The sequence below is a fragment of the Nocardia sp. NPDC050435 genome (genome assembly GCF_040655395.1).
Taxonomy (GTDB): Bacteria; Actinomycetota; Actinomycetes; order Mycobacteriales; family Mycobacteriaceae; genus Nocardia.
Genome location: NZ_JBFAJW010000003.1, coordinates 247,985 through 266,922, shown reverse-complemented (window position 1 = coordinate 266,922; position 18,938 = coordinate 247,985). Strand labels below are relative to the sequence as shown.

Here is an 18,938-nt window from a genome sequence, read left to right as displayed (position 1 = left end):
GCGGTGTGACGACGGTGTTCCTGGTAGACGACCACGAGATCGTCCGGCTCGGCCTCCGCGATCTGCTCCGCGGCGCGGCGGATCTGCAAGTGATCGGCGATGCGGGCACCTACCAGGAGGCGCTGCGGCGCATACCGCCGCTGCGTCCGGATGTCGCCGTCCTCGATGTGCGCCTGCCCGACGGCAACGGCGTCGAACTCTGCCGCGATCTGCTCGCCGCCACGCCCGGGCTGCGCTGCGTGATGCTCACCTCCTACGTCGACGAGCAATCCATGATCGGCGCGGTCCTGGCCGGCGCCAGCGGCTTCTTCGTCAAGGACATCCGCGCCGGTGAGTTGGTCGACGCGATCCGCGCGGTGGGCGCGGGCCGCTCGCTGCTCGACGAGCGCGCCGTCGCGGCGCTGATGGCGCAACTGCGCAGCCAGGCCGCGGCCGAGAGCGGGCCGCTGGCCAATCTGACCGACCGCGAGCGCACCGTGCTCGGCATGCTCGGCGAGGGCCTGACGAACCGGCAGATCGCGCGCCGGATGTTCCTGTCGGAGAAGACCGTGAAGAACTATGTCTCCCAGCTGCTGTCGAAGCTGGAGGTCGGCGGCCGCACCGAAGCCGCGGTGCTGGCCACCAAGCTCGGCCTGCCGAACTCGCAGACCTGACTACGTCTCGACCACCTCGGCCACGGGCCGGCGCGGCGTGTGCGGCAGCGGGGCCGCGCAGGTCGGCACCCAGCCCACCCGCACCATCGCCTGGGGGTAGGCGCAGTCCAGCAGCACGTGGGTCCGGATGTCGGCGCGCAGCTCCGGCACCCCGAGCGGCTCGGTCTGCAGGCAACTGGACAGTCCTAGATCGGTCGCGGTCAGCAGCGCCGCGCTGATGGCTTCACCGGCGCGCAGCCGAGAACGGCGGTCGTCGGCGGCCGTGCAGAGCACCAGCCATTCGGCGGCGTCGGGATGCTGGGTGCGGTCGGGGAGTTCGGGTCCGGCGAACGCGCGCACCGGAATCTCGTCGTCGGCGTGCGGCACCGGGCTGTTCGCGGCGGGGACGCCGTCGGCGGTGCCGCGCCGCCCGCTCCACCGGGCCAGTTCGCGCTGGTATTCGGGATCCTCGGCGTGCTGGTCCACCGCCTCGCGGGCCGGACGGGCCAGGTGCGCGCGCAGGCCCTCGGGCACGTGCCGGACGACGGCACCGTTGCGCGAGGCGTGGGCGGCGATCGCCCGGATGTATCCCGGCGGCACCCGCCACGAGGTGTAGCGCCGGCGGTCGGAACGGCGGTGCAGCACCGCCGCGGACAGTTCGAAATCGGCGCGGACCGGCTCGCGCGGCGTGAATTCGACGGCGGCCAGGTGGTCCGGGTCGCCGGGTTCCGGCAGGTAGGTGACCGCGCTCTCCCAGCCGAGCATCGCCATGGCCACGCGCAGATGGTGCAGCGCCGCGCCGCAGCTCAGAATCAGCCCGCGCTGTTGCGGATCGGTGGCCGGCAGGTGCCGCTCGGGATCGGCGCAGAGCTGGACCGCGGAACCGGTGATCCGCCAGCGCCAGGGCTGGCTGTTGTGGACCGAGGGCGCCCGGATCGCCAGGTCGAGCGCGGCGTGCAGGGTCTCGGCGTCCGGCTGTGCGGAGCTCATGAAATTGGCTGACGTCCTCTCCGGTGGGCGTGCGTGAGCGGATCACGCGGTGTGCGCGCCACCGGATTCCAGTCTTCGCAAATTTATGGCAATTAACACTGGTCCGAAGGTCCCGAAAACTCGGGACCCCCGTCCAGCGGAAACTCAGATCTGGTCGCTGCGCCAGGTGGTGATCGCCCAGATGACGACGATCTCGATGGCGATGATCAGGATGGACCAGAGCGGGTAGTACGGCAGCCACAGGAAGTTGCCGATGATGGAGACGGTGACGAAGGTCAGTGCGGCGACCTTGCCCCAGGTGGCGCCCATCATCAGGCCGATGGCGCTGAGGGCCATGATGGCGCCCACGATGATGTGGAACCAGCCCCAGCCGGTGATGTCGAATTTGTAGGTGTAGTCCGGTCCGACGACGAACAGGTTGTCGTTGGCCACGGCCGAGATGCCGTTCAGGACGGAGAGCACACCCGCGATCAGCAGCAGGATCGCGGCGCCGACCGACACTCCGGCCGCGATGCCCTGGCGTACTGGACTGTCCGGGTCCGCGCTGTGGGTCATGATCGAGCTCCTCTCATCGGGATATCCCGGATCCTCGATCACGCCACCCGGATCGGCGCTCCGGCGCGCCGTCACCGGTTGCACCCTGCCCGGGGCAAAGCTCAGCCCGCGGCGCGCAGGCGCTCGAGGCCGTCGAGGATCAGATCGAGGCCGAACTCGAATTCGGTCTGATCGTCGCACCAGCCGAGCTTGGGGTCGGTGTCCTCGTGCGGCGGCTCGGCCATCATGCCCGCGATGTTCGGGAACTGATCGGCCATGGCGGCGAGCATGGCCGTCGCCTCCTCGTCGGACTGCTCGCCGGCGGAGTCGAACAGTTCCTGGGTGAAGCCCAGCGCCCGGCTGCCCAGGGCGTGCAGGCCGTGGTGCGCGAGATCGTAGGAGAAGCCGCCGGTGCGCAGCAGGCCGATGACCGCGTCGAAGTAGGTGATCATCGCGAGCGTCATCGGGGAGCCCGTGCTGATCAGGCCCGGCGCCCAGGGGTGGCGCAGCAGGATTTCCCGGGCGCGCAGAATGCGCTGGCGCAGCACCGGTTTCCAGTCGCCGGGCGTTGCGGCGGTCAGCGGCTGGACCGCGGCGTTGATGGCGTCGAGCACCACCTCGGTCATGCCGCCGAGCAGTTCGGCCTTGTTCGCCACGTGGTGATAGAGCGACATCGCCTCGACGCCGAGGTCGCCGGCGACGCTGCGCATGGTGACCGCTTCGACCCCGTCGCGATCGGCGCGGGCGACGGCGGCGCGGAGGATCTGCTCGCGGCTCAGGCGCGGACGTTGCTCGGTAGCCATTGTCGGCCGACTTTACCGTACGCGGTAAGGCTCCCAGGTCTTGACAGCCTTACGTTGTAATGCTTCGCTGGACGCAGCGGACTTACAACGTAAGAGAGTTGGTGTGATCATGTGGATCTGGATCGCGATCGTCGCGGGGATCCCGGTGGGGCTCGTCCTCGTCGGGCTGCTCGGCCTGGTGCTGTCCATGCGCACGGGCTTCGGGCCCGGGCTCACGGCGGTGCGCCGGTTCAACCGGCGCTTCACCAATCGGCACAACATGAAGACCGCCGGACAGCAAGGCGCCAGCGCCTCGGTGATCCGGCATCGCGGCCGCTCCAGCGGCAAGCCGTACTCGACGCCGATCGGCATCGCCGCGGCCGGCGACACCTTCCTCACCCTGCTGCCCTACGGCACCACGCCGGACTGGTTGAAGAACGTGCGCGCGGCCGGCACGGCGGAGGTCGTGCACGAGGGCGTGACCTATCGGGTCACCGAGCCCGAGGTGGTCCCGCTGGCCTCGGTCGCCCGGGAGCTGCCGCGCGGCGAGCGCCTGGCCGGGCGGGTATTCGGCGTGGACAATGTGTTGCGACTGACGGTCGCGCGGTAACGCCCGGAATACCGACGCCGCAGCGCACTTTCGGCCCACCCTGCCGCGGCATCCAATACGGCTCCAGCACAGGTGGACCCGGCGATGAGGGAGAAAACCAACCAACCGCCGGGTTCGCTGGGGGTTGGCCCGCAATGCCGGGCAGAATCGGCGAAAGAGCGGGCGACGTTGGATCCGGCATCGCTGAGCCCGGTTGCAGCATCCGTTGCCCCGGTTTAGATCCCGAGAGGGCATCGCCCGACCGGCGCGGGGTGGTTCCCGCTTATGCGAGCGACGAGGATAAGGCATCACCCGCGAAATAGCCTGTGAAGACAGCAGATACGTCACGCTTGTCCGGATCTTTCCCCAGCGCACCGATCTCGAAGAACCCGAGATCCACTGCCCCCTAGACCGACTCGGCGCGACACGCGCCCCGCCGACACGTCACAACTTACGGTCGATCACGAGTCGGCTCCGTAACCGTTCGCGGTGCGGTTGCCGATCCAGGGACAGCTCGGCGGCGAATAGCTACCGTAGTGCTCCCCCTGCTGTCGAACCCCTCGGTAAGAAGGCTGGAGATCGATGATTCCCGTATTAGTGGTTGCGATCGGTTCCGCGGTGGTCGCAGTGGCAGTTCTGGTGGTCGGCAACCGTTTACGCCCGAAGACGTGGGAGCACGCCTCCGACGAGGGGGCCGGTCCGCTCGCGCTGGACCTGGTGAAGACCTTCTTCGTCGCGGTCGTCGCCTTCGTTTTCGTGATCTGCTGGGAACAGAACCAGACAGCGCACGATCACACGGTGGACGAGGCCAAGGGTCTGGTCGCCGCGTATCAGGCGGTGCACAGCATGCCCGAGCCGTATCGCGCCATCAACGATCGCGTGCGCGCCTACAACGACGAGGTGCGCACCGACGAGTGGCATGTGATGGAACGCGATGCCGCGCTCAGCGAATCCACCGGCGACATGCTCAACACTCTGCGCGCGGCCGTGACGGCGGTGCGCTCCGAGGACGCGACGGTGATGGAGGCCCGGGCCGCCGCCCTGGCGGCCCTCGACCGGGTTTCGGAGGCGCGGCAGGATCGGGCCCTGGACGCGGGCGGCACCCTGCCCACGTTCCTGTTCATCACCCTGGTGGTCGGCGCGATCCTGGTGCTGCTGGATCCGGTGCTGTCCGGCACCCTGGTCACGATGCGCAGCCTCGCGATGACGGCGCTGCTGGGCGTGGTGGTCGGTTTGACGGTGCTGGCCATCCACAACGTGGAACGGCCCTATTCCGGCGTGCTAGGGGTGTCCACCGACGCCTTCGACTACGCCGATGCCGAGTTCCAGCGCATCTCCGCCGGGATCGCCAGTGTCGAAGCCGTGTCGCACCGATGAGACGCGTTCCAGCCCTGGTGATGGTGAGCGCCTGCACGGCGGCACTGCTGCTGTGCGGTGCGCGTTCCGGCGCCGATCCCGAGGTGCCCGGCCTCGGTGACCTCGGGACCGGAAGCGCGCTACCCGAGGCCGCCCTGCCCGAAAGCGGTTCCGCCGGAATACCGATGCGGCTCGGTCCCGCCGCCGCGCCCACCGCGGTCGCCATCCCCGCGCCCGCTCCCGTACCCGAGCCCGAGCCGCAGGAATTGGCGCTCGAGCCGGTGGCCGCCGAGCCGGTCGTGCTCGGGCTGGACAGCGGCAGCATGCTCACGGCCTGCGCGGGCAGTGCCGTACTCGGCGGGTCGGCGCTGCTGTCCGGTTCGGCGCTGGGGTCGGCCGGGTCCAGCGGATCCGGGTCGCCGAGCCTGGCGCTGTGGCTGCTCACCGGGTCCGCGGTCACCGGCTCCGGCGTGGGGTCGAGCGGATCGGCGCTGGGCAGCGCCGCGGTCGGCAGCGCGCTCACCGGCAGTGCGCTGCTGACCTGCCTGCTGGCCATCCCCGATCCGGTGGCGCCGCCCGGTATTCCGCTGCTGATCCCGCCCGTGGCGTTGCCGCCGCTGGTCCCGGTCGCCGCGCCCGTGGCTGTTCCCGCACCGTCGCCGGAACCCGAAACCCCGGCAGTGCCGGGACGATTGGCGGCCTCGACGCCCGAGATCGAGGCGGGCGAACCCGAACCGGCGGTGGAACCGAAAGGCTTGAGCACCTTGGCGGTGGTAACCTTGATGGTCGTCGCCGTGATCGCCACCCGGTCGGCGGGCCGCAGTCGCGGCCGGGCACGGTAGCGGCGCGTGCGGAATTCGCGCAGGCTGAACAGCCGCCACCGGTCGAGCAGGGCTGTCACGCGCGCCCTGAAAGGCTGGGTCACGCTACGACCGCGCCCCCGGCGTCGCCGATCGGCAGTCGCATGCACCCCTCCCGAGAACGCCACGTCCGGCAGCGCAGCTGTATCGCACCGCACCACAGCATGTTTCGTCACCTCGATGCGAAACCAGCGTCGCGTACTCCATGCATCAGGCTGCCTGAACTCAGAACCGCAGTAGAGCCGGTCACTCCTCCAACAGCCGCCAGGCAACCAGTGCCAGCCGGGCGCGCAATACTCCCCCGGGCTCGGTGAGCTCGAAACCCAGTGCCTTGCCGAGCTGATCGAGCCGGCGCGCGACGCTGCTGTGGTGCAGGTGCAGCAAATCCGCGGCGCGGCGCAGCGAACCGGTGGCGCAGTAGATCTCCAGGGTGTCCAGGTCGTCCGCGCCGATCGCGGCGATCGCGCCGACATCGGCGTTGTCGCGCAACGCTTCCCGGGGTACCTGGGCGAGCAGGCCGAGCACGCCCAGCTCCGCGTGCGAGACGACGGGGTGGCGCGCGGTGCTGAACCGCAACGCGGTGCGCGCCTGCCGCCACGACTCGGCGGGCGCTGTGACCTCGCCGATGCCCGCGCGCACGCCGTCCGGAATGGCGGCGACCTCGACCGCCGCGGCCAGCACGACGCCGACGTCGCCGACCGTCGCGGCCTTCACCGGGCGGGCCGGGCAGATCAGCGCGCCGATCCGGTCCAGCGGCAGCCGCGAGCGCACCGCGACGACGCGGACCGGCACGTCGGCCGGAAATCCCAATAGCCGCAAGGCGCGATCCCGGGCGGCCGCGTCGGCGTCTGCGCTGATCACCAGCTCCACCAGCGCCGGATCCGCCATCGTGGTGCGGGCCGGGCCGTAGCGCTCGACCACCGCCGCGGTGGTGATCGCCAGCCGGTCCAGCAGCAGGTCGTCCAGAGCGCGGGGTGCACCCGCGCGCTCCAGCCAGACGCTGCCGATCTCCTCCTCGTCCAGCACGATCGGCGACGCCACGGCGGGCACGGGCGCGGGACCGGTGACCTCGCGCCCGTCCGGGCCGAACCGCACCACCCGCCCGGTGCCGTGCAGGCGGATGCCCGCGACGCACTCCGCCAGATTGGCCGAGGCCCGGGCCAGCGCCGGGAGATCGACGCGCCGGCGCAGGAGCGTGTCGTAGAACATCACCACCCGCATCGCGCCCTCGGCCTCGGAATCCAGCTGCGACAGCCGCACGATCAACGCGTCCACTCCTGCAGGATAGGCGGCGATCGTCGCGTGCGGGCGGCCGAATGCGCGACGTTTGGCGGATGCTCCCGTGGCCGCCGGTCGCGAGGATTGACGTCATGGACCCCGAACTCGAACCGTTCATCGCCCTGTTCCCGGCGGCCGACCTCGCCGATCCCGCGGCCTCGCGGGCGCAATTGGCCGCGTTGTCGGCCGCGGTACCGGTGGACACCGGCGGTCTGGCCATCGAAACCCGCAGCGTGCCCGGCGAACCCGCCGTCCCGATCCGGATCTACCGGCCCCAGGAGGCGCGCGGCGCGATCGTATGGCTGCACGGCGGCGGATTCGTGATGGGCGATCTGGAGACCGAGCACCCCTGGGCCGCCACCCTGGCCCGGGCCTCCGGCGCGACGGTCGTCTCGGTCGCCTACCGGCTGGCTCCGGAGCACCCGTTCCCCGCCGCGCACGACGACGCGTACACGGTGCTGCTCTGGCTGGCCGAGCAGGCCGAGGAACTGGGCCTGGATCCGGGGCGGATCGCGATCGGCGGCCACAGCTCCGGCGCGGGCATCGCGGCAGCGGTCGCGCTGCGCGTGCGGGACGAGCAGAGCGCGCCGATCCGATTCCAGCTACTCCATCAGCCCGGCCTCGACGACCGCCAGAACACTTGGTCGGCAACGCATTTCACGGATACACCGTTCGTCACGCGGAGCAAGGTGAGCCAGATGTGGGGCCACTATCTCGGTGTCGCGCCCGCCACGCCCTATGCCGCGCCGGCGCGAGCCACCGACCTGTCCGCGCTGCCGCCCGCCTACATCGCGACCGCGGAATTCTGCCCGAACCGGGACGAGGGCATCGACTACGCGCTGCGTCTGCTCCAGGCGGGCGTGCCGGTCGAATTGCACCAGTGGCCCGGCACTTTCCACGGTTCGCAGGCGATCCTGTCGGCCGAGATCTCCCAACGGCAGAACGCCGAGCTCGGCGCGGTGCTGCGCCGCGCGCTGGCCTGACCCGGAAAACACCCAACGAAAGGCACTTTCATGCGAGGCACACTGCCCTGGCGGATGCGGCTGTTCGCCGCGGTAGCCCCGGCGATCGAGTGGGACGCGGTCACGCCCGAGCAGGCCGTGGAACTGCGGCACGCGCAGAATCGCAAGCTCGACAGCGCGCTGGGCCGCCTGGTCGGCGGCAGGCCCGACCCCGGCGCCGACATCGGCACGCACACACTGGAACTGCCCGATCGCGAGCTCGGGATCCGGCTCTGCCGCCCCCGCGCGGGCGGCGCGGGGCTGCCGCTGATCGTCGCGTTCCACGGTGGCGGATTCATCGGTGGGACCCCCGCGCAGGACGATTGGCTGCTCACCCGGCTGGCCGCGCGACTGCCGGCCGTGGTCGCCTCCGTCGACTACCGGCTCGCGCCCGAACATCCGCTGCCCGCCCAGATCACCGACGCCCACGACGCGGTGCCGCGACTGGCGGAGCTCGCGCCCGGGTGGGGCGCGGACCCGAACCGGCTGGTCCTGCTCGGTTCCAGCGCGGGCGCCACCCTGGCCGCGCGCACCGCGTCCGACCCCGGGCTCCGGGTGGCGGCCCAGGTGCTGATCAATCCCCAGTTGGACTGGACCGAGCGGCTTTTCGACTACCCCTCGTTCACCGAGAACGCGGGCGCGCCGACCGCCTCCCCCGCCAACTGCCGCGCGTTCCGCCGCTTGGCGCTTCCCGCGTCCGTCGACGGCCGCGCGCTCTCGCCGCTGCACGCCGGTCCACCGAGCTCGGCCCCCGCACTCATCCTGTCGGCGGGCCTGGACACCTTGGAAGACCAAGCCGCCGCCTATGCCGACCGGCTGCGCCTGGCGGGAACGGACGTCACCCTGGTCCGCTACCCCGCGGCCACACACGCCTTCCTGAGCATGCCGGGCCTGGTCCCGGCCGCCCGTACCGCGCGCGCCGACATCCTCGGCTTCCTCGGCGAACGCCTGACAACCGGCCCGCTCGCCCGGAGCTGACGCCGCACCCGAGCGGTTACGCGGGGCGGACGAATTCGCGGCGACGCGCCCGCGTTCGGCCCACTTCGTGTGATCGCCGTGTGTAGAAACAGGGGATGACTATGTGGAAGATCTGCCGGACCTGCGCGGTCGAACACGAGGCGGCGGCGGAGATCTGCCGGATCTGCGCCGACGAGCGGCAGTGGATGCCCGCCGACGGGCAGCACTGGGTCACGCTCGAAGAGCTTGCGGCACAGGGGCATCGGGTCACGATCCAGGAGCTGGAACCGGATCTGTTCGGCCTGCGGACCGAGCCGGTCTTCGGCATCGGCCAGGAATCACACCTGCTGCGCACGCCGGCGGGCAATGTGCTGTGGGATGTCACCGCATTCGTCGACGACGCCGCCGCGCACCGGGTGCTGGAACTCGGCCCGGTGGTGGCGATCGTGCCGAGTCATCCGCACCACTACGGCGTGCAGGTGCAGTGGAGCCGGGCCCTCGGCGACGTGCCGGTTCTCGTCGCCGAAGCCGACCTGGAGTGGATCGCGCGCCCGGACCCCGTGATCCGCCCCTGGTCCGGGCGGCTCGACCTGCTGCCCGGCGTCACCGTGCGGCAGCTGGGCGGGCACTTTCCCGGCAGCGCGGTGCTGCACTGGGCCGCCGGGGCCGGCGGCCGGGGTGTGCTGTTCAGCGCGGACACCGTGCAGGCCAACCCCGACCGCGCCTCCGTCGCCTTCATGCGCAGCTACCCCAACCGCATCCCGCTCTCCCCCGCGGTGGTCGAACGCGTCACGGTGGCGGTGGAAGAGTTCGAATTCGACCGCCTCTACGACAATTTCGGCAAGACCATCGACGCCGACGCCCGCGCCACGGTCCGCCGCTCGGCGGACCGCTACCTCGGCTGGGTGCGCGGCGATTTCGACCACCTGACCTGAACTACTCGGCCACCGCCTCGAATCCGGCGCCCAGGTCGGCGAGGATGTCCTCGATGCCCTCGATGCCGACCGCCAGCCGGACCAGGCCGGGGGTGACGCCGGCGGCGAGCTGGTGCTCCGGGCTGAGCTGGGAGTGTGTCGTCGAGGCCGGGTGGATGACCAGCGAGCGCACATCGCCGATGTTGGCGACGTGGCTGTGCAGGGTGAGGGCGTCGACGAACTTCTTGCCCGCGTCGACGCCGCCGGCCAGTTCGAAGCCGATGATCGCGCCGGCGCCCTTGGGCGCCAACTGCTTGGCGCGCTCGTACCAGGGCGAGGAGGGCAGACCCGCGTAGGCGACGGAGGTGACCTCCGGGCGCGCCTCGAGGTACTCCGCGACGGCCTGCGCGTTGCTGACGTGGCGCTCCACCCGCAGGCTCAGCGTCTCCAGCCCCTGGCTGATCAGGAACGCGTTGAACGGCGCGATGGCCGCGCCGAGATCGCGCAGCAGTTGCACGCGCGCTTTCAGCGCGAAGGCCGGCGCGCCCAGGTCGGCGTAGACCACGCCGTGGTAGCTCGGGTCCGGCTCCACGAAGCCGGGGAAGCGCGGCGCATCACCCGCGCGCACAGTCCAATCGAAGGTGCCGCCGTCGACGATCACGCCCGCGATGGCCGCGCCGTGGCCGCCGAGGTACTTCGTCGCCGAGTGCACGACGATGTCGGCGCCCAGCGCGATCGGCTGGATCAGGTACGGGGTGGCGACGGTGTTGTCGACGATCAGCGGCAGCCCGGCGGCGTGCGCCACCTCGGCGAGGCCGGGGATGTCGAGGATGTGGTTCTGCGGATTGGAGACGGTTTCGCCGTAGAAGGCCTTGGTGTTGGGGCGGACGGCCGCGCGCCACTGCTCCAGATCGTCCGGGTCCTCGACGAAGGAGACCTCGATGCCCAGCCGCGGCAGCGTGTACTGGAACAGGTTGAAGGTGCCGCCGTAGAGCCGCGGGCTGGACACGATGTGGTCGCCCGCGCCGGCGAGGTTCAGGATCGCGTAGGTCTCGGCGGCCTGCCCGGAGGACAACAGCAGCGCGGCCACGCCGCCCTCCAGCGCCGCGATCCGCTGCTCGACGGCGTCCTGGGTCGGGTTGCCGATGCGGGTGTAGATGTTGCCCGGCTCGGCCAGCCCGAACAGCGCGGCGGCGTGCGCGGTGTCGCGGAAGGTGTAGGAGGTGGTCTGGTAGATGGGCAGGGCACGGGCCTGCGTATTGGTATCGGGCACCTGACCGACGTGGACCTGCTTGGTCTCGAAACTCCAGTCGGCGGTCGGGTCGGCCACGGGGGTAGGTTCGCTCATTCCACGACGCTAGGAACGGAGTAGCCCGGCCGCAACCCTTTCTTTCGCGGTGAACCCAATACTGGCGCTCACCTGCGCCGGGCCCGGTAGGCCGCGACGGCGTTGCGGTTGCCGCAGGTGGTGCTGCAGTAGCGGCGCGAACGGTTGCGGGACAGGTCGAGCACGATGCCCGCGCACGCGCTGTCGGCGCAGATCGCCAGGCGGCTCAGGTCGTCGGCGCGGACCAGATCGATCATGGCCATGGCCGTCTCGACGGCGATGCGCACCGGCAGCGGCGCGTCCGGCGCGACCGCGTGGATGTGGTAGTCGACCTCGCCGTGCCGGACCAGCTGGGGCAGCGCGCGGTGCTCGGCCAAGGTCTCGTTGATCAGGCGCACGGTGGTGTCGCGGTCGCTGGTGAGCAGGCGGCGCAGCGCCGGGCGCAGGGCGCGGACCGCGTCGAGTTCGGCGGCCGTCCCGGCGTGCGCCCCGGTGTAGACGTGCTTGGCGAAAAACCGGTCCAGGTGCGCGATTTCGGTCAGGGTGTCCGGCTCCTCGGCCGAGTTGGCCAGCTCCACCGCGGCGACCAGCGACGCTTCGGTGTCATGAGCAAAATTCATGTTGACACATTACCAAACCGGTCTTACCGTCATTAGCCATGGCGGATTTGACTCATGACATCGCGGTGCGACGGCTGCGCACCGGGCTCTTCGTCGCGCTGGCTTCGGCGACGTCGTTCGGCCTCTCGGGCGCCCTGGCCCGGGGCCTGATGGACGCGGGCTGGAGCGCCGCCGCCGCGGTCGCCGTCCGCGTACTGGTCGCCGCCGCCGTGCTGCTGCCGATCGCGGTGGCGCACCTGCGCGGCGAGTGGCGGCTGCTGCGCCGCCACGCCGGCCTGATCACCGCCTACGGCCTGCTCGCCGTCGCGGGCACACAGCTGGCCTACTTCAACGCGGTCCGGCACATGGAGGTCGGGGTGGCGCTGCTGATCGAATACACCGCGCCGATCGCCGTCGTGGGCTGGTTGTGGCTGCGCCATCGCGAGCGCCCGGGCGTGGCGACCGTCGCGGGCGGCCTGATCGGCATCACCGGCCTGATCCTGGTCATCGACCTGCGCTCGGGCCTGGCGGCCAGCTGGGTCGGCATCGCGTGGGCGCTGATCGCGATGATCGGCGCGGCAGCGTATTTCGTGCTCGGCGCGCAGGGCGAGGGCAGCTTGCCGGGCACGGTGCTGGCCGCGGGCGGCCTGCTGCTGGGCGGGCTGGCCCTGCTGGCGGCCGGTGCGCTCGGCCTGGTGCCGCTGCGCGCCACCACCGAACCGGTGGTCTTCCAGGACTTCACGGTCCCCTGGTACCTGCCGGTGCTCGCGCTCGGCACGATCACCGCCGCCTTCGCCTACGTGTCCGGGATCGCCGCCACCCGCCTGCTCGGCTCCCGCCTGGCCTCCTTCGTCGCCCTGTTCGAGGTGCTGGCGGCGCTCAGCTTCGCCTGGCTGCTGCTCGGCGAGGCGCCGCGGCTGATCCAATTGCTCGGCGGCGCACTGATTCTGCTCGGCGTGGTGGTGGTCCGCCGCGGCGAACTCGACGCGGCGGACCGGCAGGCCGAGCGGATCACCGTTGCCGCAACAGGAACCGCTGAACCTTCCCGCTAGGGGTCTTGGGCAGGCTGTCGACGAAGTGCACGGTGCGCGGGTAGGCGTGCGCCGCGAACTTCGTCTTCACCAGTTGCCGCAGTTCGGTTTCCAGCTCCGGGCTACCCGTGACGCCCGCGCGCAGCACCACGTAGGCCTCGACGACCTCGCCGCGCAGCTCGTCCGGCTTACCGACGACCGCGGCCTCGAGCACCGAATCATGCAGGACCAGGACGCTTTCCACGTCGAAGGGCCCGATCCGGTAGCCCGCCATGATGATCACGTCGTCGTCGCGGGCGGAGAAGTAGAAGAAGCCGTCCGCGTCTCGCTGGCCCGCGTCGCCGGTGATGTACCAGCGGCCGTCCCCGGTGTAGCGCGCGGCGGTCTTCTCCGGCGCGTCCAGGTAACCGGTGAACCACATTGCCGGGCTCCGCCGGGTGTCGACCACCACGCGTCCCGCCTCCTGCGGGCCGAGCTCCCGATCGGAGTCTGCGGCCAGGATCGCCAGCGCGAATCCGGGCAGCGGCCGGCCCATCGAGCCGGGGCGCGGGTCGGCGCGCACGTCGTCCTGCCAGGCGTTGGCGATCAGCATGCCGGTTTCGGTCTGGCCGTAGTGGTCGCGCACCGCGATGCCCAGCGTCGTGACCGACCAGGCGGGAATGTCGGGGGTCAGGGGTTCGCCGGCCGAGGAGGCCCGCCGCAGCGCCAAACCCGCCGGGGCGGTAGCGCTTTCGGCCCGCAGCGCGCGATAGACGGTGGGCGCGGCGGCGAAGTTGGTGACGCCGAAACGCTCGAGCACCCGCCAGGTGAGCGGCGCGGAGAAGCCCGAATGCAACAGGAGGCTGCGGGTGCCGGTGAGCATGGGGGTGAGCAGGGTGTAGTACAGGCCGTAGGCCCAGCCGGGATCGGCGATGTTCCAGTAGACGTCCTCCGGCCGCACGTCGAGCCCGAACTCCTGATAGAGCTGCAAACTCGCGAGCGCCCGCAGCGGCACCGGCACGCCCTTCGGGGTTCCGGTGGTGCCGCTGGTGTACAGCTGAACCAGCAGCCCGTCCGGACCGACCGGGACGGCCGCGCCGCGCGGATCCGTGGCGCTGTACCGCGAGATCAGTGCGCCGACCGACAATTCACCCTCGGCACTGCCCGCCACGATCACCCGCCACGGCGGGTCGGCCGGGATATCCGGTCCGGGTGCGAGTTTCGGCAGCTGATCGGCGTCGGCGATCACGAATGCGGCGGCGCTCGAGCTCAGCCGGAAGGCGACCGCGGGGGCGGCGAACGCGGTGAACAGCGGCACGTGCACCGCGCCGCGCCGCCAGATGCCGAGCAGCACCGTCACCAGATCGGCGGACTTGCCCATCAGCACCCCGACCCGATCCCCCGGCTCGACGCCGAGATCGGCCAGCGCCGCGGCGAACCGGGTGGACCGGTCGCGCAGCTCGCCGTAGGTCAGATCCGTTGCCGTCAGGTCGTCTTCGACGACGGTGAAGGCGACGGCCGCGGCGGGATGCCGGTCGCACAGCAGCTCGGCCGCGCACGCCTGCGGCGTGCCGTACTGCTCGTGCAGCTGCTGTACCCGGACGGCGGGGTCGGTCATGAGCTATCTCCTGGTCGGACGGGACGAGCGCACGCGATGCCGGACCGCATGCGAATGGTTGGCACCGTAGTGACGCCGATCACCCGCCTGCTACCCCCGGATGAGGGGAGCTACGGCAGCAGTCGCAGTCGCCGCGCGCAGACCACGGCCTCGTGCCGTGAGCCGGCGCCGAGCTTGCGCATGGCGCTGCGCAGATAGCTCTTCACCGTCTCGGTGCCGAGCGAAAGTCGTTCCGCCGCCTGGATATTCGAGCAGCCGAGGGCAACCTGGGCGAGCACGTCGAGTTCGCGCGGCGACAGCGCCACCGCCGCCGGCTCGGCGGTCACGCCCCGGGTCACGGCGGCCAGTCGCTCCGAGAGCCCGGCCAGGCTGCGGCGCAGCGCGGGATCCTCGATCGCGCCGGCCAGCCCGCGCAACTCGGCGTGGATGCCGCGGATCTCCTCGGTGCGCCCGGCGTCGGGGACGGCCGCGGCGACGGTCGCCGCCCGGGCCATCCGCACCCGCCGGTCCACCTCGTCGCGGATCGTGAATTCGGTGGCCAGCCGGGTCGCGGCGCCGGCCAGGACCGCGGTGGCCCGGTCGCCGACGGGTTCCGCGCGGCCCGCCGCGTACAGCACCGCCCGAGCCTGCCCGCCCACCACCACGGGCACCGCCACCACCGACCGGATGCCCTCGCCGACCACCATCCGGTCGTAGTCGTGGCTGATCGAGCGCGCTTTCGCGTAGTCGGCGACACCGGCGGGCCGGCCCAGCGCGACCACCCGCCCACCCAGTCCGCTGGCCGGCGCGACCAGCAGGCCGTGCAGGCCGCGGGTCCGCGTCCCGATGAACTCCGACAGGGTCAGCATCGCGCCGGCCCGCACGACGCCGCCGAAGACGACCGGAGCCGCCAGCTCCCGCACGATCCGGCGCAGCTCCGCGCGCAGCGCGTCGTCGTCGCTCGGGCGCAGCGCGGCCTGTGTCTCGATCATCGGCGATCCCTTCGTGCGGCGGCCGGCCACTCGGATGCTAAGTCCGGCGCTGCGACGATGTCCTGTCTTTGCGGTCTCCCGAGCCTAGGAGACCCGGCTCGGGCACCCGATCTCCCACCAGATCCGCCAGCAGGCGTGCAGCAGGTGGGCCCGCACGGTTCCGGCCGAACTGCGGCGCGCGCCGCGCGACACCGTGTCGTCCATGAGCAGATCGCGAACGAAACCGTCGCGGACATCGATGCCCTGCGGATCGGTGCCGGAGATCGCGAACGGCACCGCCGGGATGAGTCCGATGCGCTCGGCGACCGGGGCCAGCGGATCGGGGTCGGGCAGATCCGAATCCCGCCGGTAGAGGACCTGGTCGTGGTAGCAGCGGTCGTCCTCGATCTGCTTGCGCACCAGCATGTCCCGCCACCGCGCGCCGTCCAGGATCTCCTCGACCGAGAGAATATCGCCGACGCCGTGGTAGGGGGTGCGCAAACCGTTCGACACCGAGAGCAGCTCGCGGTGTTCCGGATGCAGGCAGCCGCCCAGATTGCGATGCAGCAGGGCCAGTTCGTAGTCGGAGGCGCCGGGTTGCAGCGGAGACGGGCTGTCCGGGCGGCCGAGGGCATGCAGTTCGGCGATCTTGCCGACGATCTCGGCGAGCGTCGGCGGATGGGTGCGCAGGTTGCGACCCCACCAGGGTTCGGAGTATTCGCCGAGCGTGGCCTGATCGGCCTCGGCGATCATGCTGTCCAGCTCGGCGCTGAAGAAGCTGTAGAGATCGGGGTAGGTCATCTCCGGCGGTAGGGGCACCGCCGCGCCGGTGCCCAGGCGGGTGGCCCGGCCGGCGAAGAGGAAGATGTTGCCGGCGTAGCCGATGTCGTTCTCGACGACCAGCTGATACTGCTCGGGCTCGTTGGGAGCGCCGACTTCCTCGGCCCACTCTTCATCGTCGAACCAGATGTCGGCCTGCATGAGTCCCGCGGCCCAGCGCGCGCCCGCGCCGATGTCCTCGGTGCCGAGCAGCGAATAGGACAGGTCGAAGTACTCCCACCCGTCGGCCACCGAGAGCAGCTCGCGGTACTGGGGGTCCAGCTCCCGGCCCAGCCGCAGCTCGGCCGCCCGCAGATCCGCCTCACTGGCCCCCGGATTCGGCCGAGTATCGGATTCGTACTCCCGGAACTCGACCAGGCGTCTCTTCTGGACCACCATCTGGCCGATCAGTTCCCGCCATGCCTCCCGTCCCACGGCCGCGCCCATCCGACTCCTTCGCTGGCTGTTTGCTACCAGCGGGAGCCTAGCTAGCTTCCCCGGCTGGGGCGGGTAGCCGTGGCCAGGCAAATCGGCGTGTCTAAGTCGGGCGCGGCGGTCCTGGGAGTTACTTTTCAGCGAATCCGCAGATCAGGTCCCGGACCGTACGGCGCTCGCGGCGCCGCGGTGCGGGAAACTGATTTCGTGACCACCGACAATGCCCGGCCGACTCCCCCCGTCACCAGTCCGTCGATCATCGTGCTGACGCTGGCGCGCAAGGTGGAGACCGAACTGGTGGCCGGTCTCGCGCCACTGGATCTCACGATCGCCCGGCTCGGGCTGCTCGGCCACATCTCCGGACTGCCGGGAGTGTCGTTCAGTGAGCTGGCGCGCATGTCGGGCACGAGCGTGCAGAGCGTGCACAACGCCGTGAAAGCGCTGGTGACCGCCGGACTGGTGCGGGACCGCACGGCCCGGGCCGGTTCGGCCTCGACGATCGAACTCACGGCCAAAGGGCAGCGCCTGCTGGGCCAGGCGCGAAAAGTGGTGTCGGACGTGGACACTCGCCTGTTCGGAGCGGAGTCGGATCCGATCCTGCGCAAGGTCGGCGCCGCGATCCTCGCGGCCTTCGCCGCGCCCTGAGCCGTCCCGGCGATCCCGGACACAACCTTCAATATGACTGAAGCTTGCGCTAGGCTTCAACCACATTGAAGGAAGGGAGGTCGCCCCGTGGACCACGTACTGCTGTCTCTCCACGTGCTGGCGGGGATCGTGTTCGTGGGCGGCTCGGCGGTCGCCACCAGCCTGTTCCCGCGCTACGCCCCCATGCTCGACGCACCGCCGGATTCCGAGCGCAGCCTCGGCGTCGCGCGCGCCATGCACCGGATCACCGGCACCTACGCCGCGCTCGGCCTCGTCGTCCCGGCGCTCGGCATCGTGCTGGCCGCCGTGCAGGGGCGACTCGGCGAGAGCTGGATCACCGCGGCGATGATCATCACGGCGGTGGCGGGCGGGCTGCTCGCCGTGCAGATCCATCCGATGCAGCGCAGCGCCCTGGCCGCGCCCGACGACGGCGCGCAATTGCGCGCGCTGTCCATGCTGGCCGGGATCTACAACCTGCTGTGGACCGTGGTCGTCGTGCTCATGATCGTCCGGCCCGGCGCCTGAGCCGATTTCGAGAATAACTCTTTCCTATATTGCGCCGCGACGACGGCCCGGCTACGGTTTCCACATGTCTTGCGCCACATCGCGTTTCGATGCGGCCGCCCGCCGTTCACCGAAATTCACAGCGCCGGCCTTGGCCGACGCAGGCCGAGATGAGGCATCGACATGAGTTTTCGTGGCAGCGTTGCCGTTTCGGCGTTGACGACCCTGACCAGCGCGGCGCTCACCCTGTCCGGCGGTGCGCCCAGCGCGGTCGCCGCACCCGCCCCGGGGTGCGGAGCCTGGAGCAGTTCGGTCGTGGCCTCCGGCTACACCATGCTGGAGGGCTTGGGATTCGACGGTCGCGGCGGCCTGCTGCTGTCGGACCAATCGGCCGACGGGCCCGGCGCGATCCGGCGGCTCGGCGCCGACGGCGCCCGCAGCACCGTCGCCAGGGTCGACGGCCCCGGCGCGATCCTGGTCTCGGGCGACATCGCCTACTACACAACCGGACTCGGCGTGTCCTCGGCGCTGGCGGGCCGGGCCGACGGCAGCATCGAGTCCCTCGACCTGAACACCGGCGCGATCGCCACCGTCGCGGCGAACCTGCGACTGCCCAACGGCCTCGCGCGGTTGCCCGGCGGCGAGTTCGTCTTCACCTCCGACATGGGTCCGGAGCAGCGAGTATCGCTGGTGCGCAACGGTTCCTACGCCGGGCCGTTCGCCGAGCTGACGTCGACCAACGGCGTCTCCTACGACGCCGAACGCCGCCGGTTGTTCGTCTCGACCACCTTCGCACCCACCACCACCGTCGCGATGTACGACATCGATCGCCCCGGCTCCGATCCGAAGCTGTTCACCCTGCCGGGCTTCGGGCCGCTCAACGGCGGCGACGATCTCACCGTCGGCCCGGACGGCGCCGTCTACCTGGCGCTCAGCGTCGGCGGCGCGGTGGTCCGGCTGGATCCGGCCACCGGCGCGTTCTGCACCGTCGCCGCCGACCTGCCGCTGACCACCTCGGTCGAGTTCGGCGCGGGACCGGGCTGGGATCCGAACGCGCTGTACGCCACCAGCTATCTGGGCACGGTGACCGAGCTGGCCCGGGTTTCGTCCGGCTGATCCGATATCCCGCGCCGATGCC

20 protein-coding genes are annotated in these 18,938 nt (G+C 71.0%); 11 read left to right on the top strand and 9 right to left on the bottom strand.

What is annotated here, in order from left to right:
- Positions 1 to 5 precede the first annotated feature (5 nt).
- Positions 6 to 653: a response regulator transcription factor gene (locus AB0I43_RS09675; protein ID WP_356971169.1), complete on the top strand. Its 648-nt coding sequence runs from the start codon at positions 6 to 8 to the stop codon at positions 651 to 653.
- Here the strand turns inward: AB0I43_RS09675 and AB0I43_RS09670 are convergent, their stop codons facing one another.
- The 3 genes from AB0I43_RS09670 to AB0I43_RS09660 form a co-directional block, all read right to left on the bottom strand.
- The gene (locus AB0I43_RS09670) at positions 654 to 1,622 is read right to left on the bottom strand and encodes an NAD(P)H nitroreductase (protein WP_356971170.1); all 969 of its coding nucleotides are present in this window, start codon (positions 1,620 to 1,622) and stop codon (positions 654 to 656) included. It lies immediately after the preceding gene.
- 144 nt (positions 1,623 to 1,766) lie between these two features.
- A complete protein-coding gene (locus AB0I43_RS09665; RefSeq protein WP_356971172.1) occupies positions 1,767 to 2,177 on the bottom strand; it encodes a hypothetical protein in 411 nt (136 codons plus the stop codon).
- 101 nt (positions 2,178 to 2,278) lie between these two features.
- Positions 2,279 to 2,959 carry a TetR/AcrR family transcriptional regulator C-terminal domain-containing protein gene (locus tag AB0I43_RS09660; RefSeq protein WP_356971174.1) on the bottom strand — a complete coding sequence of 227 codons (681 nt, stop codon included), beginning with the start codon at positions 2,957 to 2,959 and terminating at the stop codon, positions 2,279 to 2,281.
- A gap of 109 nt (positions 2,960 to 3,068) precedes the next feature.
- On the opposite strand from AB0I43_RS09660, the gene AB0I43_RS09655 reads away from it, so the two are divergent.
- The 3 genes from AB0I43_RS09655 to AB0I43_RS09645 all read left to right on the top strand — a co-directional run bounded on the left by AB0I43_RS09655 (position 3,069) and on the right by AB0I43_RS09645 (position 5,725).
- Positions 3,069 to 3,548, top strand: a complete 480-nt coding sequence (locus AB0I43_RS09655) for a nitroreductase family deazaflavin-dependent oxidoreductase (protein WP_356971175.1) — start codon at positions 3,069 to 3,071, stop codon at positions 3,546 to 3,548.
- A gap of 606 nt (positions 3,549 to 4,154) precedes the next feature.
- A complete protein-coding gene (locus AB0I43_RS09650) occupies positions 4,155 to 4,904 on the top strand; it encodes a DUF4239 domain-containing protein (RefSeq protein ID WP_356971176.1) in 750 nt (249 codons plus the stop codon).
- Entirely contained in the window at positions 4,901 to 5,725 is an 825-nt protein-coding gene (locus tag AB0I43_RS09645) for a hypothetical protein (RefSeq protein WP_356971177.1), read from the top strand. The genes AB0I43_RS09650 and AB0I43_RS09645 overlap by 4 nt, the downstream gene beginning before the upstream one ends.
- A 264-nt stretch (positions 5,726 to 5,989) precedes the next feature.
- Here the strand turns inward: AB0I43_RS09645 and AB0I43_RS09640 are convergent, their stop codons facing one another.
- Positions 5,990 to 7,018 (bottom strand): helix-turn-helix domain-containing protein, encoded by a 1,029-nt coding sequence (locus AB0I43_RS09640; RefSeq protein ID WP_356971178.1) that lies wholly within the window; start codon positions 7,016 to 7,018, stop codon positions 5,990 to 5,992.
- A gap of 95 nt (positions 7,019 to 7,113) precedes the next feature.
- On the opposite strand from AB0I43_RS09640, the gene AB0I43_RS09635 reads away from it, so the two are divergent.
- The 3 genes from AB0I43_RS09635 to AB0I43_RS09625 all read left to right on the top strand — a co-directional run bounded on the left by AB0I43_RS09635 (position 7,114) and on the right by AB0I43_RS09625 (position 9,914).
- Entirely contained in the window at positions 7,114 to 8,004 is an 891-nt protein-coding gene (locus AB0I43_RS09635; protein ID WP_356971180.1) for an alpha/beta hydrolase, read from the top strand.
- A 30-nt stretch (positions 8,005 to 8,034) separates the two neighbouring features.
- The gene (locus AB0I43_RS09630) at positions 8,035 to 9,000 is read left to right on the top strand and encodes an alpha/beta hydrolase (protein ID WP_356971181.1); all 966 of its coding nucleotides are present in this window, start codon (positions 8,035 to 8,037) and stop codon (positions 8,998 to 9,000) included.
- A 95-nt stretch (positions 9,001 to 9,095) separates the two neighbouring features.
- Positions 9,096 to 9,914, top strand: coding sequence for an MBL fold metallo-hydrolase (locus tag AB0I43_RS09625; RefSeq protein ID WP_356971183.1), 819 nt, complete (start codon positions 9,096 to 9,098; stop codon positions 9,912 to 9,914).
- Between the two features lies 1 nt (position 9,915).
- Here AB0I43_RS09625 and AB0I43_RS09620 read toward each other — a convergent pair whose 3' ends face one another.
- Together AB0I43_RS09620 and AB0I43_RS09615 are read right to left on the bottom strand one after the other, a co-directional pair.
- Positions 9,916 to 11,241, bottom strand: coding sequence for a bifunctional o-acetylhomoserine/o-acetylserine sulfhydrylase (locus tag AB0I43_RS09620; protein WP_356971185.1), 1,326 nt, complete (start codon positions 11,239 to 11,241; stop codon positions 9,916 to 9,918).
- Positions 11,242 to 11,309: 68 nt separating this feature from the next.
- The gene (locus AB0I43_RS09615) at positions 11,310 to 11,840 is read right to left on the bottom strand and encodes a CGNR zinc finger domain-containing protein (RefSeq protein ID WP_356971187.1); all 531 of its coding nucleotides are present in this window, start codon (positions 11,838 to 11,840) and stop codon (positions 11,310 to 11,312) included.
- 38 nt (positions 11,841 to 11,878) lie between these two features.
- Between AB0I43_RS09615 and AB0I43_RS09610 the strand changes: the two genes are divergently transcribed.
- Positions 11,879 to 12,871 carry a DMT family transporter gene (locus AB0I43_RS09610; RefSeq protein WP_356971189.1) on the top strand — a complete coding sequence of 331 codons (993 nt, stop codon included), beginning with the start codon at positions 11,879 to 11,881 and terminating at the stop codon, positions 12,869 to 12,871.
- On the opposite strand, the gene AB0I43_RS09605 is transcribed toward AB0I43_RS09610, so the two are convergent.
- The 3 genes from AB0I43_RS09605 to AB0I43_RS09595 form a co-directional block, all read right to left on the bottom strand.
- Positions 12,831 to 14,447, bottom strand: a complete 1,617-nt coding sequence (locus AB0I43_RS09605; RefSeq protein ID WP_356971191.1) for an AMP-binding protein — start codon at positions 14,445 to 14,447, stop codon at positions 12,831 to 12,833. The two genes, AB0I43_RS09610 and AB0I43_RS09605, sit on opposite strands and share 41 nt — an antisense overlap.
- A gap of 110 nt (positions 14,448 to 14,557) precedes the next feature.
- Positions 14,558 to 15,418 carry a LuxR C-terminal-related transcriptional regulator gene (locus tag AB0I43_RS09600; protein WP_356971192.1) on the bottom strand — a complete coding sequence of 287 codons (861 nt, stop codon included), beginning with the start codon at positions 15,416 to 15,418 and terminating at the stop codon, positions 14,558 to 14,560.
- A gap of 84 nt (positions 15,419 to 15,502) precedes the next feature.
- The gene (locus AB0I43_RS09595; protein WP_356971194.1) at positions 15,503 to 16,663 is read right to left on the bottom strand and encodes an SMI1/KNR4 family protein; all 1,161 of its coding nucleotides are present in this window, start codon (positions 16,661 to 16,663) and stop codon (positions 15,503 to 15,505) included.
- A 195-nt stretch (positions 16,664 to 16,858) separates the two neighbouring features.
- Between AB0I43_RS09595 and AB0I43_RS09590 the strand changes: the two genes are divergently transcribed.
- The 3 genes from AB0I43_RS09590 (at position 16,859) to AB0I43_RS09580 (ending at position 18,916) form a co-directional block, all read left to right on the top strand.
- Positions 16,859 to 17,296: a MarR family winged helix-turn-helix transcriptional regulator gene (locus AB0I43_RS09590; RefSeq protein ID WP_356971196.1), complete on the top strand. Its 438-nt coding sequence runs from the start codon at positions 16,859 to 16,861 to the stop codon at positions 17,294 to 17,296.
- 87 nt (positions 17,297 to 17,383) lie between these two features.
- Positions 17,384 to 17,821 carry a hypothetical protein gene (locus AB0I43_RS09585; protein ID WP_356971198.1) on the top strand — a complete coding sequence of 146 codons (438 nt, stop codon included), beginning with the start codon at positions 17,384 to 17,386 and terminating at the stop codon, positions 17,819 to 17,821.
- A gap of 162 nt (positions 17,822 to 17,983) precedes the next feature.
- Complete coding sequence (locus AB0I43_RS09580; RefSeq protein ID WP_356971199.1) at positions 17,984 to 18,916, top strand: hypothetical protein; 933 nt, start codon at positions 17,984 to 17,986, stop codon at positions 18,914 to 18,916.
- Positions 18,917 to 18,938: the final 22 nt, after the last annotated feature.

Coding starts and splice junctions, on each gene's coding strand:
- AB0I43_RS09625 (WP_356971183.1), top strand. CDS start 9,096: ATGACTATGTGGAAGATCTGCCGGACCTGCGCGGTCGAACACGAGGCG.
- AB0I43_RS09635 (WP_356971180.1), top strand. CDS start 7,114: ATGGACCCCGAACTCGAACCGTTCATCGCCCTGTTCCCGGCGGCCGAC.
- AB0I43_RS09665 (WP_356971172.1), bottom strand. CDS start 2,177: ATGACCCACAGCGCGGACCCGGACAGTCCAGTACGCCAGGGCATCGCG.
- AB0I43_RS09660 (WP_356971174.1), bottom strand. CDS start 2,959: ATGGCTACCGAGCAACGTCCGCGCCTGAGCCGCGAGCAGATCCTCCGC.
- AB0I43_RS09595 (WP_356971194.1), bottom strand. CDS start 16,663: ATGGGCGCGGCCGTGGGACGGGAGGCATGGCGGGAACTGATCGGCCAG.
- AB0I43_RS09655 (WP_356971175.1), top strand. CDS start 3,069: ATGTGGATCTGGATCGCGATCGTCGCGGGGATCCCGGTGGGGCTCGTC.
- AB0I43_RS09645 (WP_356971177.1), top strand. CDS start 4,901: ATGAGACGCGTTCCAGCCCTGGTGATGGTGAGCGCCTGCACGGCGGCA.
- AB0I43_RS09610 (WP_356971189.1), top strand. CDS start 11,879: ATGGCGGATTTGACTCATGACATCGCGGTGCGACGGCTGCGCACCGGG.
- AB0I43_RS09580 (WP_356971199.1), top strand. CDS start 17,984: ATGAGTTTTCGTGGCAGCGTTGCCGTTTCGGCGTTGACGACCCTGACC.
- AB0I43_RS09605 (WP_356971191.1), bottom strand. CDS start 14,447: ATGACCGACCCCGCCGTCCGGGTACAGCAGCTGCACGAGCAGTACGGC.
- AB0I43_RS09600 (WP_356971192.1), bottom strand. CDS start 15,418: ATGATCGAGACACAGGCCGCGCTGCGCCCGAGCGACGACGACGCGCTG.
- AB0I43_RS09615 (WP_356971187.1), bottom strand. CDS start 11,840: ATGAATTTTGCTCATGACACCGAAGCGTCGCTGGTCGCCGCGGTGGAG.
- AB0I43_RS09630 (WP_356971181.1), top strand. CDS start 8,035: ATGCGAGGCACACTGCCCTGGCGGATGCGGCTGTTCGCCGCGGTAGCC.
- AB0I43_RS09620 (WP_356971185.1), bottom strand. CDS start 11,241: ATGAGCGAACCTACCCCCGTGGCCGACCCGACCGCCGACTGGAGTTTC.
- AB0I43_RS09670 (WP_356971170.1), bottom strand. CDS start 1,622: ATGAGCTCCGCACAGCCGGACGCCGAGACCCTGCACGCCGCGCTCGAC.